The 13,421-nt window shown below is 67.9% G+C and carries 12 protein-coding genes and 2 pseudogenes; 6 read left to right on the top strand and 8 right to left on the bottom strand.

Annotated features, from left to right (window positions below; genetic code table 11):
- Nucleotides 1-500, top strand: a pseudogene (locus tag Q0379_RS23895) (patatin); the annotation flags it as partial.
- Here the strand turns inward: Q0379_RS23895 and Q0379_RS23900 are convergent.
- From Q0379_RS23900 to Q0379_RS23920, 5 genes are all read right to left on the bottom strand, one after another.
- Nucleotides 497-1,114 (bottom strand): hypothetical protein, encoded by a 618-nt coding sequence (locus Q0379_RS23900; RefSeq protein ID WP_299017800.1) that lies wholly within the window; start codon nt 1,112-1,114, stop codon nt 497-499. The pseudogene Q0379_RS23895 and the gene Q0379_RS23900 sit on opposite strands and share 4 nt — an antisense overlap.
- 106 nt (nt 1,115-1,220) lie before the next feature.
- On the bottom strand, nt 1,221-1,565 hold the full coding sequence (locus Q0379_RS23905; protein ID WP_299017803.1) for a hypothetical protein: 345 nt from the start codon (nt 1,563-1,565) through the stop codon (nt 1,221-1,223).
- Nucleotides 1,566-1,659: 94 nt separating this feature from the next.
- Nucleotides 1,660-2,619 (bottom strand): lipid A-modifier LpxR family protein, encoded by a 960-nt coding sequence (locus tag Q0379_RS23910; protein ID WP_299017806.1) that lies wholly within the window; start codon nt 2,617-2,619, stop codon nt 1,660-1,662.
- 182 nt (nt 2,620-2,801) lie between these two features.
- A complete protein-coding gene (locus tag Q0379_RS23915) occupies nt 2,802-4,685 on the bottom strand; it encodes a ribonucleoside-diphosphate reductase subunit alpha (RefSeq protein WP_299017809.1) in 1,884 nt (627 codons plus the stop codon).
- A gap of 358 nt (nt 4,686-5,043) precedes the next feature.
- On the bottom strand, nt 5,044-6,087 hold the full coding sequence (locus tag Q0379_RS23920; protein WP_299017812.1) for an aspartate-semialdehyde dehydrogenase: 1,044 nt from the start codon (nt 6,085-6,087) through the stop codon (nt 5,044-5,046).
- Nucleotides 6,088-6,426: 339 nt separating this feature from the next.
- Between Q0379_RS23920 and Q0379_RS23925 the strand changes: the two are divergent.
- Together Q0379_RS23925 and Q0379_RS23930 are read left to right on the top strand one after the other, a co-directional pair.
- Nucleotides 6,427-6,513: pseudogene (locus Q0379_RS23925) on the top strand (hypothetical protein); the annotation flags it as partial.
- A gap of 190 nt (nt 6,514-6,703) precedes the next feature.
- Nucleotides 6,704-6,796 (top strand): hypothetical protein, encoded by a 93-nt coding sequence (locus Q0379_RS23930; RefSeq protein WP_299017833.1) that lies wholly within the window; start codon nt 6,704-6,706, stop codon nt 6,794-6,796.
- Between the two features lie 103 nt (nt 6,797-6,899).
- Here the strand turns inward: Q0379_RS23930 and Q0379_RS23935 are convergent, their stop codons facing one another.
- Nucleotides 6,900-7,571, bottom strand: a complete 672-nt coding sequence (locus Q0379_RS23935; RefSeq protein ID WP_299017815.1) for a glutathione S-transferase family protein — start codon at nt 7,569-7,571, stop codon at nt 6,900-6,902.
- A 135-nt stretch (nt 7,572-7,706) separates the two neighbouring features.
- On the opposite strand from Q0379_RS23935, the gene Q0379_RS23940 reads away from it, so the two are divergent.
- The gene (locus Q0379_RS23940) at nt 7,707-8,747 is read left to right on the top strand and encodes a ribonucleotide-diphosphate reductase subunit beta (protein ID WP_299017818.1); all 1,041 of its coding nucleotides are present in this window, start codon (nt 7,707-7,709) and stop codon (nt 8,745-8,747) included.
- Nucleotides 8,748-9,025: 278 nt separating this feature from the next.
- Nucleotides 9,026-9,739, top strand: coding sequence for a hypothetical protein (locus Q0379_RS23945; protein WP_299017821.1), 714 nt, complete (start codon nt 9,026-9,028; stop codon nt 9,737-9,739).
- Between the two features lie 10 nt (nt 9,740-9,749).
- On the opposite strand, the gene Q0379_RS23950 is transcribed toward Q0379_RS23945, so the two are convergent.
- On the bottom strand, nt 9,750-10,190 hold the full coding sequence (locus Q0379_RS23950) for a DUF6491 family protein (protein ID WP_299017824.1): 441 nt from the start codon (nt 10,188-10,190) through the stop codon (nt 9,750-9,752).
- Nucleotides 10,191-10,336: 146 nt separating this feature from the next.
- The gene (locus Q0379_RS23955; RefSeq protein WP_299017825.1) at nt 10,337-11,593 is read right to left on the bottom strand and encodes a dicarboxylate/amino acid:cation symporter; all 1,257 of its coding nucleotides are present in this window, start codon (nt 11,591-11,593) and stop codon (nt 10,337-10,339) included.
- 309 nt (nt 11,594-11,902) lie between these two features.
- On the opposite strand from Q0379_RS23955, the gene Q0379_RS23960 reads away from it, so the two are divergent.
- Nucleotides 11,903-13,357, top strand: coding sequence for an AMP nucleosidase (locus Q0379_RS23960; RefSeq protein WP_299017830.1), 1,455 nt, complete (start codon nt 11,903-11,905; stop codon nt 13,355-13,357).
- Nucleotides 13,358-13,421 lie beyond the last annotated feature (64 nt).

Here is a 13,421-nt window from a genome sequence, read left to right on the forward strand (position 1 = left end):
ACGGCGGCGTCGCCGCGCCGCTGTTCCTGATGCCCGACGCCCTGCTGCACTGGCGCAATCTGGGCCCCCGCTTCCGGCGCGGCCGCGTGCACGTGATCGTCAATACGGTGCTGGATCCGGCCCCTCAGTCGACCCCGCCGGGGGTGGCCTCGATCATGAGCCGCAGCTTCGACACCATGCTGCGGTTCTCGTACCGCCAGGCGCTGAGCCTGGCCGCCGGCTTCTGCACGCGCCACAACCTGCCGCTGTCGGTCGCCTCGATCCCCGGCAGCTTCGAAGGCTTCAACCTGCTGAAGTTCGAGACCGGCCTGATGAAGCGGATCTATGACGCGGGCGTCGAGCAGGCGATGGCCGGAACCGCCTGGACCAGCGCGGTCGAGGAGCAGAGCCTGTGGCGCGGCCTGTTCAAGAAGCCGCTGGCCGCCTCGCCGGCGGCGGGGACGGGCGTGATGATCCGCGAGGAGCCGGCGGTTGGCGCCGCGGCTCCGTCGGAGCCCTAGGGTGCGCTGGGCTTGGCCGCAGCATCCTCGGTGGGAGACCAATAGAAGCGGGCGTAGTGGAACAGTCCGTCCGAATCCAAGCGTACGAGCACTATCGGAGCGCCTTGTTCGTGGATGATAGGCTCTGACCCGATCAGGTCGAACCGATAGTTCACCGTCGCGAGAAGACGCGCTGGCGACCATCCCCTTAGTGGCAGGGGGTCGGCCACCGCGATCTGAGTTTGATCAGCCGCTCCGCATCGCCAGGCGCCGACGAAGCGGCCGCGCGCTTCCACGCCGCTGAGTAGCTGGCAATCCTTCAGCATCGGCGCGGCGGCTGCTGTGGGCTGGCCTGCTGGAACCTGCCAAGCGCGCTCGGCCTCTTCCGGCGAGGCCGGCGGCGCGAAGGTGAGGCTTTCGATGTTGCGCAGGTCGCCCCGCACCGACCAGTGGAGCACGCGGCCGTCCGCCAGCCGCGCCGATTGCGTGCGCACCAGAGTCTGGATCTTCAATCCGCGCAGCGCGGGCGTTGCGACGATCACGCCGTCCAGGAAGTGGATCACGCCGCCACGCTCTACGACCAGATTCACTTCAGCGGGCGTGATGTGTTTCGGTGGATTGATTTCAGCCAGCATGGTCACCGCGCTTGATCAGGGCGGCATCCAGGCGGCGCCGAGCAGGCGCGCATGGTGCTCCCTACCGTGGCGGCGGTCCAGGCGCGTCGAGCTTCGGCCCGGCCCCCTACGCCTTCTTCAGATATCGCGCGCGCAGCTTGGCGACGTTCGGCGGGTCGGCGCGGAAGTCCGACGCCAGCCCCAGGCGCGCGTTGCACGAGGGGCAGCGGACATAGTCCTCGTCGGCCAGCTCGGCGGGCGGGTCGAAGCGCGTGCCGCAGGGCTTGCACTTCCAGTCGCCGACCGGCGCGGGGGGCGGAGCGGGCGCGGGCGGCGGGGCGGCCGACGGCGTGAACACGGTGGTGCGGGCCGACGGCTTGACCATGCGCTCAAGAGGCGGCGGTCCGCCGGGGGCGGCGACCGGGCTCTTGAGGCTCAGGGTCTTGCGGCGCGGGGGCTCGCTCTCGCTCATGGTCTCGCTGGGGCAGTGAACAGGTGGGGCGCTTGCTGCATGAAAGCGGCCGGAAACACAAGCCCAATAGGCGCTCTGGCCCCCGTTCTGGTCTCTACCAGTGGGGCTTCAGGCTGAACGACAGGGCGACCACGTCGTCCTTCTGCGTCGCTAGCCCCATGATGCCTTCCTTGGCCCTCATCTCACGGTGAATATAGCCCAGCGAAGCCTGCATCGGGCCCTTGCGCCAGGCCACGCCCGCCTGGCTGTCGCCGATCAGGCGGCTGGTCGCATCCTGGGTGAGGCCCGCCCGGCTCCAGTCGCCGTTCTGGCCGCGCAGCATGTTGAAGCCGACGGCCCGGCCGCTGGCGGCGGCGTAGATGTACCAGCGCCCCCGATCGCCGAAGGCCGTGTCGCCCTCGCGCACGCCGAGCGCGTCGGTCACCCGGTCGCCCATGTTCTTCTTCTTGCCCAGGCGCACCGTGGCGCCGGCCTCGGCCGAGCCGCCGGCGCCGCCGAAGCCGAGGCCGGCATGCGGGGTGACGTCCAGGGCGTATTTGCGGCCCGCCAGCATCACCGCCGAGGGCCAGCCCCGGGTGACGGTCACGTCGACCTCGCGCAGCTCATAGGCGTCGGGGCGGGAGAGGGTCAGCGGCGCGTAGGCGGCGGTCGGCGCGGCGCCGGCCATCGAGACGCGCACGGAGTCGATCGGGCCGCCCGGCTGGGCTTGATGGCTGAAGGCGTTCGAGCGCCAGCTGACCGGGCCGACGCCCTCGTAATAGCGGTCGGTGTCCAGGAGACGGACGTCGCCGCCGGCGGCGGCCGGGGGCAGGGCGAAGCCGCCCTCCAGGGCCAGCTCGATCGCGTCGCTGTCGTAGGCGATGAAGCCGGCGGCGGGGTTCAGGGGGCGGAGGCTTTCCGGCTTGACCTGGAAGCTCGGCGTGGCGGGGGCGGCGTGCTTGTCGACGGGCGCCTTGCCAGCCTTCTGGGCCGCGCAGGCGCTTCCGGCATAAGCCAGTCCCACGGCCAGAACGGCCGTTAGACACAGGACGGTTCGCTCCCCAGCGGTCCGCATCCTCGGATTCCCCAATCCTAACGGAGGTCCAGCCTACGCGCTTCCGGCGGTCTGTCCACCGTGACGAAAGCGCACGTGGTGAACCGCCAGGGGATGGTCCGGTTCCGTGCAGCCAAGAACGAAAACGGCGGCGCGATCCGCATCGCGCCGCCGTTTGGGTCCTTGGATGAGGCCAATCAGCCTTATTGGCAGGCCAGGCACTCGTCGTAGTCGGTCTTCTCGGGGACGTCGAAGCCCTCGGCGGTCTTCTCGGCCTTGCCCTCGGCGCCAGCGTAGGCGGCGCGTTGCACCGACTTGGAGCGCAGGTAGTACAGCGACTTCACGCCGCGCTCCCAGGCGGTCCAGTGCAGCATGTGCAGGTCCCACTTGTCGACGTCGCCCGGCAGGAAGACGTTGACCGACTGGCTCTGGCAGATTTCCGGCGTGCGGTCGGCGGCCAGTTCGATCACCCAGCGCTGGTCCAGCTCGAAGGCGGTCTTGTAGACGTCCTTCTCGTCCTGGCTCAGGAAGTCCAGGTGCTGGACCGAACCCTCGTGCTCCAGGATCGAGCCCCACACCGCGTCGGTGTTCTGGCCCTTCTCCTCGAGCAGCTTCTCCAGATAGGGGTTCTTCACCGCGAACGAGCCCGACAGGGTCTTGTGGGTGTAGATGTTGGCCGGGATGGGCTCGATGCCCGCCGACGTGCCGCCGCAGATGATCGAGATCGAGGCGGTCGGGGCGATGGCCAGCTTGTGCGAGAAGCGCTCCATCGAGCCGCGGTCGGCGGCGTCGGGGCAGGGGCCCTTCTCCTCGCCGATGGCGATGCTGGCCTTGTCGGCCTCGCGGCGCAGGTGCTTGAACATCCGCATGTTCCAGCTCTTGGCCAGGGCGCTCTCGAACGGGACGTTCTGGCTCTGCAGGAACGAGTGGAAGCCCATCAAACCGAGGCCCACCGAACGCTCGCGCATGGCGGCGTAGGCGGCGGTCGAGGCCGCGTCGGGCGCGCGGTCGATGAAGTCCTGCAGGACGTTGTCGAGGAAGCGCATGACGTCCTCGATGAACGTCGGGTGGTCGCGCCACTCCAGGAAGGTCTCGGCGTTGACCGACGACAGGCAGCAGACGGCGGTGCGCTCGTTGCCCAGGTGGTCGGTGCCGGTGTGCAGCATGATCTCGCTGCACAGGTTCGACTGGCGCACCTTCAGGCCCAGCTCGCGCTGGAAGGCCGGCATGGCGTTGTTCACGCTGTCCGAGAAGATCAGGTAGGGCTCGCCGGTCTGCAGGCGCAGCTCCAGCACCTTCTGCCACAGGGCGCGGGCGTCGACTTCACGCAGGACCTCGTTGGTCTTGGGCGAGCGCAGGCCGAACTTCTTGCCGTCGCGCACCGCGTGCATGAATTCGTCGGTGATGTTGATGCCGTGGTGCAGGTTCAGGGACTTGCGGTTGAAGTCGCCCGACGGCTTGCGGATCTCGAGGAACTCCTCGATCTCCGGGTGGTGGATGTCGAGATAGACGGCGGCGGAGCCGCGACGCAGCGAACCTTGCGAGATCGCCAGGGTCAGCGAGTCCATCACGCGGATGAAGGGGATGATGCCCGAGGTCTGGCCTTGGCCCTTGACCTTCTCGCCGATGGAGCGGACGCCGCCCCAGTAGGTGCCGATGCCGCCGCCGTTGGCCGCCAGCCAGACGTTCTCGTTCCAGACGCCCAGGATGCCGTCGAGGCTGTCGTTCACGGCGTTCAGGAAGCAGCTGATCGGCAGGCCGCGATCGGCGCCGCCGTTCGACAGCACCGGGGTGGCCGGCATGAACCACAGGCGGCTCATATAGTCATAGACGCGCTGGGCGTGGTCGGCGTCGTCGGCGAAGGCGGTCGCGACGCGCGCGAACATGTCCTGATACGACTCGCCCGGCAGCAGGTAGCGGTCTTCCAGCGTGGTCTTGCCGAAGTCCGTCAACAGAGCGTCGCGCGAGCGGTCGACCTGAACCTTGCGGACCAGGGCCAGCTGCGGGCGCTTGGCGGGCTTGATCGCCGCCAATTGCGCCTCTCTACGGATGGTCGTCTTCGCCGCTTCACTGCCGTTCATGACCAAATTCCATTGCTCAATCAGCGTGTTCCGGAGAAGGGGTTAACCCTGCCCAGCCGCTATATCTTGTGGCCGAGGAGCCCCCTCAGCCCAGATATGGGGCCACAGTGGTGAATGACTCGTCAACGGTGTTGGGGCGAGTTTTTCGTTAACAAGCTGTGAACGGCTGGAACTTGTGAGGCAGGATCAAGGGGTTGCGGAGGCGAACTTTTTTCACCCGCGACGGACGGTCGCAAGGCGCCCTCGAAGCTCCGTCCCCGGACTCCCGCGTTCACTCACAGAGGCGCCCACAAGATATGGGGTCAGTAACGTTAACCCGTGTCATCCCGGCCCGGGTCGACCGGGATGACACGGGGGGGAGACGCTATCCCAGCATGACCTCGGCGATCTGCACCGCGTTCAGGGCCGCGCCCTTGCGCAGGTTGTCGCCGACGACGAACAGCGCGAGGCCGTTGGCGACCGTCGGGTCGGGACGCACGCGGCCGACGAAGACCGGGTCCTGGCCGGTGGCCGCCAGGGGATTGGGCACGGCGTCCACGACCACGCCCGGCGCCTGGCCCAGAAGCTCAAGCGCCTCGGCCACGGAGACCGGACGCTCGAACTCGGCATTGATGGACAGCGAGTGGCCGGTGAAGACCGGCACGCGCACGCAGGTGCCCGAGACCGGCAGGCCGGGGATCTCCAGAATCTTGCGGCTCTCGTCGCGCAGCTTCAGCTCTTCCTCGGTGTAGCCGTCCTCGCCCAGCACGTAGTTCAGCGGCACGACGTTGTAGGCCAGCGGGACCGCCCACTTGCGGGGCTCGGGCAGGGGGACGGCGTCGGGCGAGCGGGCCAGGCCGTCCAGGTCCCCGGCCGCGCCGGCGCGCAGCTGCTCGGCCAGCACCTCGATGCCCTCCATGCCGCCGCCCGAGGCCGCCTGGTAGGTGCTGACGGTCAGGCGCTTCAGCCCCGCCTTGTCATGCAGGGGCTTCAGCACCGGCATGGCGGCCATGGTCGTGCAGTTGGGGTTGGCGACGACGCCCTTGGGGATGTTCTGGAGGGCGTGGGGATTCACCTCGGCCACCACCAGCGGGACGTCGGGGTCGCCGCGCCAGGCCGAGCTGTTGTCGATCACCACGGCGCCTGCGGCGGCGGCCTTGGGGGCCAGCTCGCGCGAGGTCGAGCCGCCGGCCGAGAAGAACACGATGTCCAGGCCCGCGAAGTCGGCGGTGGAGGCGTCCTCGACTACGATCTCCTGGCCCTTGAAGTCGACCTTGGTCCCGGCCGAGCGCGCCGAGGCGAACAGGCGCAAGGACGCCAGCGGGAAGTCCCGCTCGGCCAGCAGCTCGCGCATCATGCCGCCGACGAGGCCCGTGGCGCCGACGACGCCGACGTGGGGCGGATTGGAACGGGAAAATTTGAAGCTCACGGTCTTGCGTCTCCTGAAGGTGCGGAGCGCGGGGAGCTAGAGGTCTCTGGTGATGAGAGCCGCCCCGCGCATCGGCGGGGCTGACTTCGGATGCTCGCTAGTTCGCGCACGCACCCGCAGACGCCCCGCCGCGGGGGGTCGTTTTCGGGGTGGTAATTTTGGTCGCGCGGACTTGCATCGGCGGCGTCAATAGCGAGGAAGCGTGGCCGCGTAAAGGGGTGGTTTGGGGAAGGGTGTTGCGGCGGGGGAGGCGTTGGGCGCGCGGAGGGGCATGAACGTGCGCTGGTAGCCTCGTCCGCCAGCTTTCCACCGTCATCCCGCGCTTCATGCGCGGGACCCATGGTTCAGCTTTCGCGTGAGAGACCGCCCTCGCGCCGCCCGTGCGGCGGACAAATGGGTCCCGCGCATGAAGCGCGGGATGACGGGCTTTTAGATCCCGACCTCCCCGGCGAATGCCGGGGCCCAGATCGAACCCGCTGACGTCGAGATGCTGGCGAGGCCGCATGGCGCGCCCACCCAAGCCGCTCCGGATGAATCTGGGCCCCGGCATTCGCCGGGGAGGTCGGGTGTTTTGTTGGTGTGAACTTCTTCTCCCCGGAGAAGGAGCCCTCCCTAAATCTCACGGCGAGACGATCGCTGGGCTGGTCGGATTGCTCAAGGACGGCGCGCAGCGCCGCCGCCGCGCGGCCGGCCGGAGGCCGGTCCTTGACCAACCCGCCCAGCCCTGCACGCTGCAGCCTCCAAGAGATTTAAGGATCGCACCCGACCGGGCCGGTCGGCTTTCGACCCTGGGGGGAGGATTGGTCCGCCCCTCACCCCTGCTGCCCCAACCGCTCCCACCCGTCAAAGAACGGGAACCGCTCCGCCCAGAACCCAGCCAGCCTCGGATCCGCGTCCACCCGCTTCACCACCTCGCTCATCTTCGGCGCGGCTTCGTAGAACCTCACCCGCCGCGGCCCCCAGCGGCTGACCACCGTGACGTAGAGGTCCAGCACGCTCAGCTCATCGCCCAGCAGATACCGGCCGGGCGACATCTGGCTTTCCATCATCCGCCAGCAGTCCAGAATCCGCTCGGCCGTCGCGGCCTTGATCCGCGCCTGGACCTCCGGGTCCGGCCCGCCCAGGCGCGAGGGATCGTCGCGCACCCAGAACAGCGAATAGATCGAGGCGGGGATGAAGGTCATCCAGCGCAGGAACTGGGCGCGCGCCGGGTCGTTGAGCGCGGGGCCAAGGCGCGCTTCCGGATAGCGGTCGGCCAGCCAGATCAGGATGGCGGCGCTTTCGGTGATGGTTTCGCCTTCGGGGGTGACCAGCGCCGGAATCTGCTTAAGGGGATTGATTCCTGCGACCTTGGCCTGCTCGGCCTCGCCTTCCCAGGTCGGAGCCTCGACCACCTCAAAAGGCAAGCCGATCAAGGTCATGGCCGCCTCGACGGGCACGCCGCCCGAGCCGAGGGCGCTGAAAATCGTGAACGGCTTTTCCACAGAACCTCCGCTATCTTGTGGCTGAGGGCCATTGTCACACTAGATGTGGTGGGGCACTCTTAGGCGTGCGTCGGGCTGTCGCCTGCCGTAACCTCTTCTAACCCGTCCGCTCGATTCTCGCTCCGAGGCTCTGCCATGTCCGCTCCGTCGTCGCTGATCCTGCCCGGCCTGATGACCCCTTCGGGCGGTTACAAGCCGTTCCGCTATCCCTGGGCCTATGACTTCTGGAAGAAGCAGCAGCAGGTCCACTGGATGCCGGAAGAGGTGCCGCTGGGCGAGGACCTCAAGGACTGGGCCGTCAAGCTGAACGACAAGGAACGGAACCTGCTGACGCAGATCTTCCGCTTCTTCACCCAGTCCGACGTCGAGGTGCAGGACAACTACATGGAGCGCTACGGTCGGGTCTTTAAGCCCACCGAAGTGAAGATGATGCTGGCCTCGTTCGCGAACATGGAGACGATCCATATCGCGGCCTACGCCCTGCTCCTCGAAACCATCGGCATGCCCGAGACCGAGTTCTCGGCGTTCATGGAATACGAGGCCATGAAGGCCAAGCACGACTACATGCAGACCTTCGGCGTCGACACCAACGCCGACATCTGCCGCACCCTGGCCATGTTCGGCGGCTTCACCGAGGGCCTGCAGCTGTTCGCCTCGTTCGCGATGCTGATGAACTTCCCGCGCTTCAACAAGATGAAGGGCATGGGCCAGATCGTCTCGTGGTCGATCCGCGACGAGAGCCTGCACTGCGACGGCATCATCAAGCTGTACCACGCGTTCAACAAGGAAACGAACGCGGTGACCAAGGCCGTGGCCGACGACATCGTCGACTGCTGCAAGCACGTGGTCGGCCTGGAAGACAAGTTCATCGATCTCGCCTTCGAGGCCGGCGACGTCCAGGGCATGACCCCCGACGACATCAAGCAGTACATCCGCTTCATCGCCGACTGGCGCCTGCGCCAGCTGCAGCTGCCGGAAGTGTACGGCGTGAAGGAAAACCCGCTGCCCTGGCTGCAGTCGCTGCTGTCGGGCGTTGAGCACGCCAACTTCTTCGAGGCCCGCGCGACCGAATACTCCAAGGCCGCCACCAAGGGGTCCTGGCACGGCGCCGAGGGCGTGTGGACCAGCTTCGACGAGATGATGAAGAAGCGCTCGGACCTGACGCCGGCGGAGTGATGTTGGCTTCCTTCTCCCCTTGAGGGAGAAGGTGTCAGCCCCCGGGTCGCGCGAAGCGCGCGCCCGAGGACAAGCTCCGCTGACGGATGAGGGGTTTCTCGGCGCCTCCCGCGCGACCCCTCACCCGACCCGGCCTTGGCCGGGCCACCCTCTCCCGCAAGGGGAGAGGGTTTTGCTTTGCCGCTCATCGAGCGTGGCCATTCGCGCCATGGCGCCGCCTTCCTCTCGACACAACGACAGGGCGTCCTGCGCGCGGACGGGTTCGGCGCGGGGGAGCGATGCGGGGTGTTCGGGGGCGGTCGCGCCGATGGGGCGCCCTGGCCGCTGTGTCGCTGGCCCTGCACGCGGCGGTGCTGGCCTGGCTGGCGTGGCCGGCCGCGCCGACCTTTACGGCCAGCGGACCTGATCTTCCCCCGATGTCGGTGGAGTTGGCGCGACCCGAGGCGAAGACCGCGCCAGCGAAGGCCCCGCGCCGTGCGCCCGCCGCTACGGCGTCCGCGCCGATCCCCGCGCCCGTATACTTGCCCGCCGCGCCGCCCAGCAGCGTCCCGGCCGCGTCCGCTCCATCCGCGAGCGCCCCCGCCCCCGGCTCGACCGTTTCCGCCGACGCCCTGCGCGGGGCGCTGCGGGCCGGCGCCGGCTGCGTCCGCGGCGCGGGACAGTCGCGCGAGGAGCGGGAAAGGTGCGAGGAGCGGTTGGGGAAACTCCAGGCCAACGGTCCCAGCTACCCCGCGCCGATGGATCCGGAGAAGCGCGCCTATTACGACGCCGTCGTCGCGGCGGGACCGTCGGGCGGGACCTATGGCGACGCGCCGCCGGGCGCGGTCAGTCCAGGCGCGGCCTACGGGCGCTTCCTGAACTGCTCTCTCAAGTTCGGCCCGGGCGCCAAGCCCAAGGGCCGCCAGGGCGAGGTGCGGCTGGGGAAGACGCCGTGCGTCGCGCCTGTGCAGGGCAGCTTCTTCACGCCCGAGGCCAGCATCCGGAAGCGGTGAGCCGCTTAACCTACGGCTTATACTTCTTGGGGATCGCCGCGATCTGTTCCGGGGTCAGCTTGGTGATGGTCTTGGCCCGGATCGGGATGGCCATGCCGAAGCCGTCCGACACGCGCAGATCAAGGTCCATCGGGCTGCAGACGCTGTCGACGCCCCGGACGATCGAGACCAGGTGCGTGCCCGGCCAGGTCAGCTGGCTGGAGCCATAGGCCAGATCGACCTTGTAGACGTCCTTGCCCCGCACCTTCAGGTACAGGGTGTCCTTGTCCGGGGCGGTCCAGCCGCGCCAGTCGGACAGGTAGAAGCACTGCCGGGGCGTCTTGGCGGGCTTGGCGGCCTTCTCGGCCGGAGCCGGCGCATCCTGGGCGGCCGTCGCGCCGCTCAGGGCCAGCGGGGCGGAAATGGCGAGCCCGACCAGGGCCGCGCGCGCGATGTGAGCGATCTTGCTCATGGACGTCGTCCTTCTAGTCCCTCCCGCTTGAGATTGGACCTCGGGCGGGTGGTGTCAAGTTTTTACTGTACAGTATCAACTGGACACGAAAACGGCCCGCCTCCGTAGGGAAGCGGGCCGTTCGCGACGGGTGTTGAAAGAGCGGCTTAGATGGTCGCCCCTTCGGCGTTCGGGTCGATCTCGTCCAGCTCGCCTTCCCACTTGGCGACCACGGCGGCGGCGACGCTGTTGCCGACGACGTTGGTGGCGCTGCGGCCCATGTCCAGCAGGTGGTCGACGCCGAGCACGAGCGCGATCCAGGCTTCCGGCAGGCCGAAATAGGTGAGGGTGGCCATGATCACGACCAGCGAGGCGCGCGGCACGCCAGCGATGCCCTTGGAGGTCACCATCAGCAGCAGCAGCATGAAGATCTGCTGCTGGACCGTCAGATGCACGCCGTGGGCCTGCATGATGAACATGGTGGCGAAGGTGCAGTACAGCATCGAGCCGTCGAGATTGAACGAATAGCCCAGCGGCAGGACGAACGAGACGATGCGGCGGCGCACGCCCACCTTGGGCAGGCTGTCGAGGATGCGCGGATAGGCGGCCTCGGAGCTCGCGGTCGAGAAGGCCAGCAGGGCCGGGTCGCGGATCACGCCGAACAGCGGCAGGACGCGCTTGCCCAGCACCGCCAGGCCGGCCAGGAACAAGAGGCCCCACAGCACGCCCATGGTCGCGTAGAAGCCCAGCACGAACTTGCCGTAGACGGCCAGCATCGAGACGCCCTGGGTGGCGATCGTCGAGGCCAGGGCCGCGAAGATGGCCAGCGGGGCCAGCTTCATGACGAAGCCCGTGACCTTCAGCATGACCTGGGCGGCCTGCTCGGCCAGCTCCAGGATCTGCGGGGCCTTGTTGTCCAGCGAGGCGACGGCGGTGCCGACGAACAGGGCGAAGACGACGATCTGCAGGATCTCGTTCTTGGCCATGGCGTCGAAGATCGAGGTCGGCACCAGGTGGGTGATGAAGCCCTTCAGGGTGAAGGCGTCGGTGGTCGCCGCCGTCTTCGTCCCCTCGATATCCATGTGCGTCAGGTTCAGGTTCGCGCCCGGATCCAGCAGGTGAACCATCAAGAGACCCAGCAGCAGGGATACGGCCGAGGCGGTGATGAACCAGGCCATGGTCTTGGCGCCGATCCGGCCGACGGCGGCGGCGTCCTCCATGTGGGCGATGCCGGCCACCAGGGTGGTCAGCACCAGCGGCGCGATGATCATCTTGATCAGGCGCAGGAAGATGTCGGTGATCAGCGACAGGCTGTTGGCGGCGGCCTTGGCCTGGGTCGGGTCCATCGTCTGGTTGATGGCCCAGCCCACGGCGACGCCGAGGACCATGGCCGCGACGATCAGTAAGGCGAAGCGTTTGTTCATTCGGTCCCCCTGGCGCCGGACGCGGCGCCGACGGCGTAGTCTGGTTTGCGGAAGACATGACGCGCGAGAACGCCCGCGCCGCCATCCATGCCTTCCTTGATCATTTCCGCCCTTTTGGCCGACCGGCGCGGGTTCGTCCATGCCCTTCGGTGGAGCAAGGCTGGGTCGTTTGCGGGCAAAGCGCGAAAACAGGCTCAGTCTGTAGAGACGGAAGGCGCCGGGGTTTCCTCATCCGCGCTAAGTAAGAAATCATTCCCACAGACAGGGGCGATGTCTCGCCAATGTCGCGAAACGCCGCTATAAGGCCGCATGTCAAACCAAGAAAAAGCAATCGCCGTCGTCGAACGGCTCAATGACGAATACGAACGCGCCGTCGGCGCTCTCCGCGACGCCCTCCGCGCCTATCTCGAAAACGGAACCCGGCCCGACCCGCAGGCGCGGTTCGACGGCAGCTTCGCCTATCCGGAGCTGCGGCTGACCTACGATCCCGAGGCGCTGCCGCCCAAGCTGGCCCGCTCCTACGCCCGCGTCAGCCGTCCCGGCGTCTATTCGACCACGGTGACCAAGCCGGCCCAGTTCAAGGACTATCTGGTCGAGCAGCTGACCCTCCTGATGGACGACTTCGACGTCGAGATCGAGGTCGACCGCTCCCGCCAGGAAATCCCCTATCCCTACGTGTTGGACGCCACGATCGACCTGAACCAGGCCGACGTGCGCAGCGAGGACATCGCCCGCTTCTTCCCGACCACGGACCTGGCCTTCATCGGCGACGAGATCGCCGACGGCGTCTGGAGCCCGGCGCTGGAGGAGACCCGGCCGTTGTCGCTGTTCGACGGCCTGCGCACCGACTTCTCCCTGGCGCGCCTGAAGCACTACACCGGCGCGCCGGCCGAGGACGTGCAGCAGTTCATCCTGTTCACGAACTATCACCGCTATGTCGACGAGTTCGTGCGCTGGGGCATCGCCCAGCTGAAGGCCCCCGACAGTCCCTATACGGCCCTGTCGTGCTCGGGCGGCCTGACCATCACCGCCAACACGGTCAATCCGGAGCTGGCGGTGGCGGAATCGACCTGGCGCAAGCACCAGATGCCGGCCTACCACCTGATGGCGCCGGGCGGCTCGGGCGTGACCCTGGTCAACATCGGCGTCGGCCCCTCGAACGCCAAGACCATCTGCGACCACCTGGCGGTGCTGCGTCCGCAGGCCTGGCTGATGATCGGCCACTGCGGCGGCCTGCGCGACACCCAGACGATCGGCGACTACGTCCTGGCCCACGCCTATCTGCGCGACGACCACGTGCTGGACGCCGTGCTGCCGCCGGAGATCCCGGTCCCGTCGATCGCCGAGGTGCAGCGCGCCCTCTACGACGCGGCCAAGGCGATCAGCGGCGATTCCGGCGACCAGCTGAAGAAGCGCCTGCGGACCGGCACCGTCGTCACCACCGACGACCGCAACTGGGAACTGCGCCACAGCCTCTCGGCCCTGCGCTTCAACCAGAGCCGCGCGGTGGCGATCGACATGGAGTCGGCGACCATCTCGGCCCAGGGCTACCGCTTCCGGGTGCCGTACGGGACGTTGCTCTGCGTGTCGGACAAGCCGCTGCACGGCGAGATCAAGCTGCCCGGCCAGGCCAACGCCTTCTACGAGCGGGCGATCAGCCAGCACCTGCAGATCGGCATCATGGCCTGCAAGCTGCTGTACGCCGAAGGCCCGAACCTGCACTCGCGCAAGCTGCGGGCGTTCGACGAGCCGCCGTTTAGGTGAGGGTGAACCAGATCCTCCCCCGCGATGCGGGGGAGGTGGCCCAGAGGGCCGGAGGGGGCTAACG

The sequence above is a fragment of the uncultured Caulobacter sp. genome, from assembly GCF_937900395.1.
In the GTDB taxonomy this organism is placed as follows: domain Bacteria; phylum Pseudomonadota; class Alphaproteobacteria; order Caulobacterales; family Caulobacteraceae; genus Caulobacter.

Excerpts from the sequence above, each read along its gene's own strand:
- Q0379_RS23900 (WP_299017800.1), bottom strand. The coding sequence starts at position 1,114 with ATGCTGGCTGAAATCAATCCACCGAAACACATCACGCCCGCTGAAGTG.
- Q0379_RS23905 (WP_299017803.1), bottom strand. The coding sequence starts at position 1,565 with ATGAGCGAGAGCGAGCCCCCGCGCCGCAAGACCCTGAGCCTCAAGAGC.
- Q0379_RS23910 (WP_299017806.1), bottom strand. The coding sequence starts at position 2,619 with ATGCGGACCGCTGGGGAGCGAACCGTCCTGTGTCTAACGGCCGTTCTG.
- Q0379_RS23940 (WP_299017818.1), top strand. The coding sequence starts at position 7,707 with ATGTCCGCTCCGTCGTCGCTGATCCTGCCCGGCCTGATGACCCCTTCG.
- Q0379_RS23945 (WP_299017821.1), top strand. The coding sequence starts at position 9,026 with ATGCGGGGTGTTCGGGGGCGGTCGCGCCGATGGGGCGCCCTGGCCGCT.
- Q0379_RS23950 (WP_299017824.1), bottom strand. The coding sequence starts at position 10,190 with ATGAGCAAGATCGCTCACATCGCGCGCGCGGCCCTGGTCGGGCTCGCC.
- Q0379_RS23955 (WP_299017825.1), bottom strand. The coding sequence starts at position 11,593 with ATGAACAAACGCTTCGCCTTACTGATCGTCGCGGCCATGGTCCTCGGC.
- Q0379_RS23960 (WP_299017830.1), top strand. The coding sequence starts at position 11,903 with ATGTCAAACCAAGAAAAAGCAATCGCCGTCGTCGAACGGCTCAATGAC.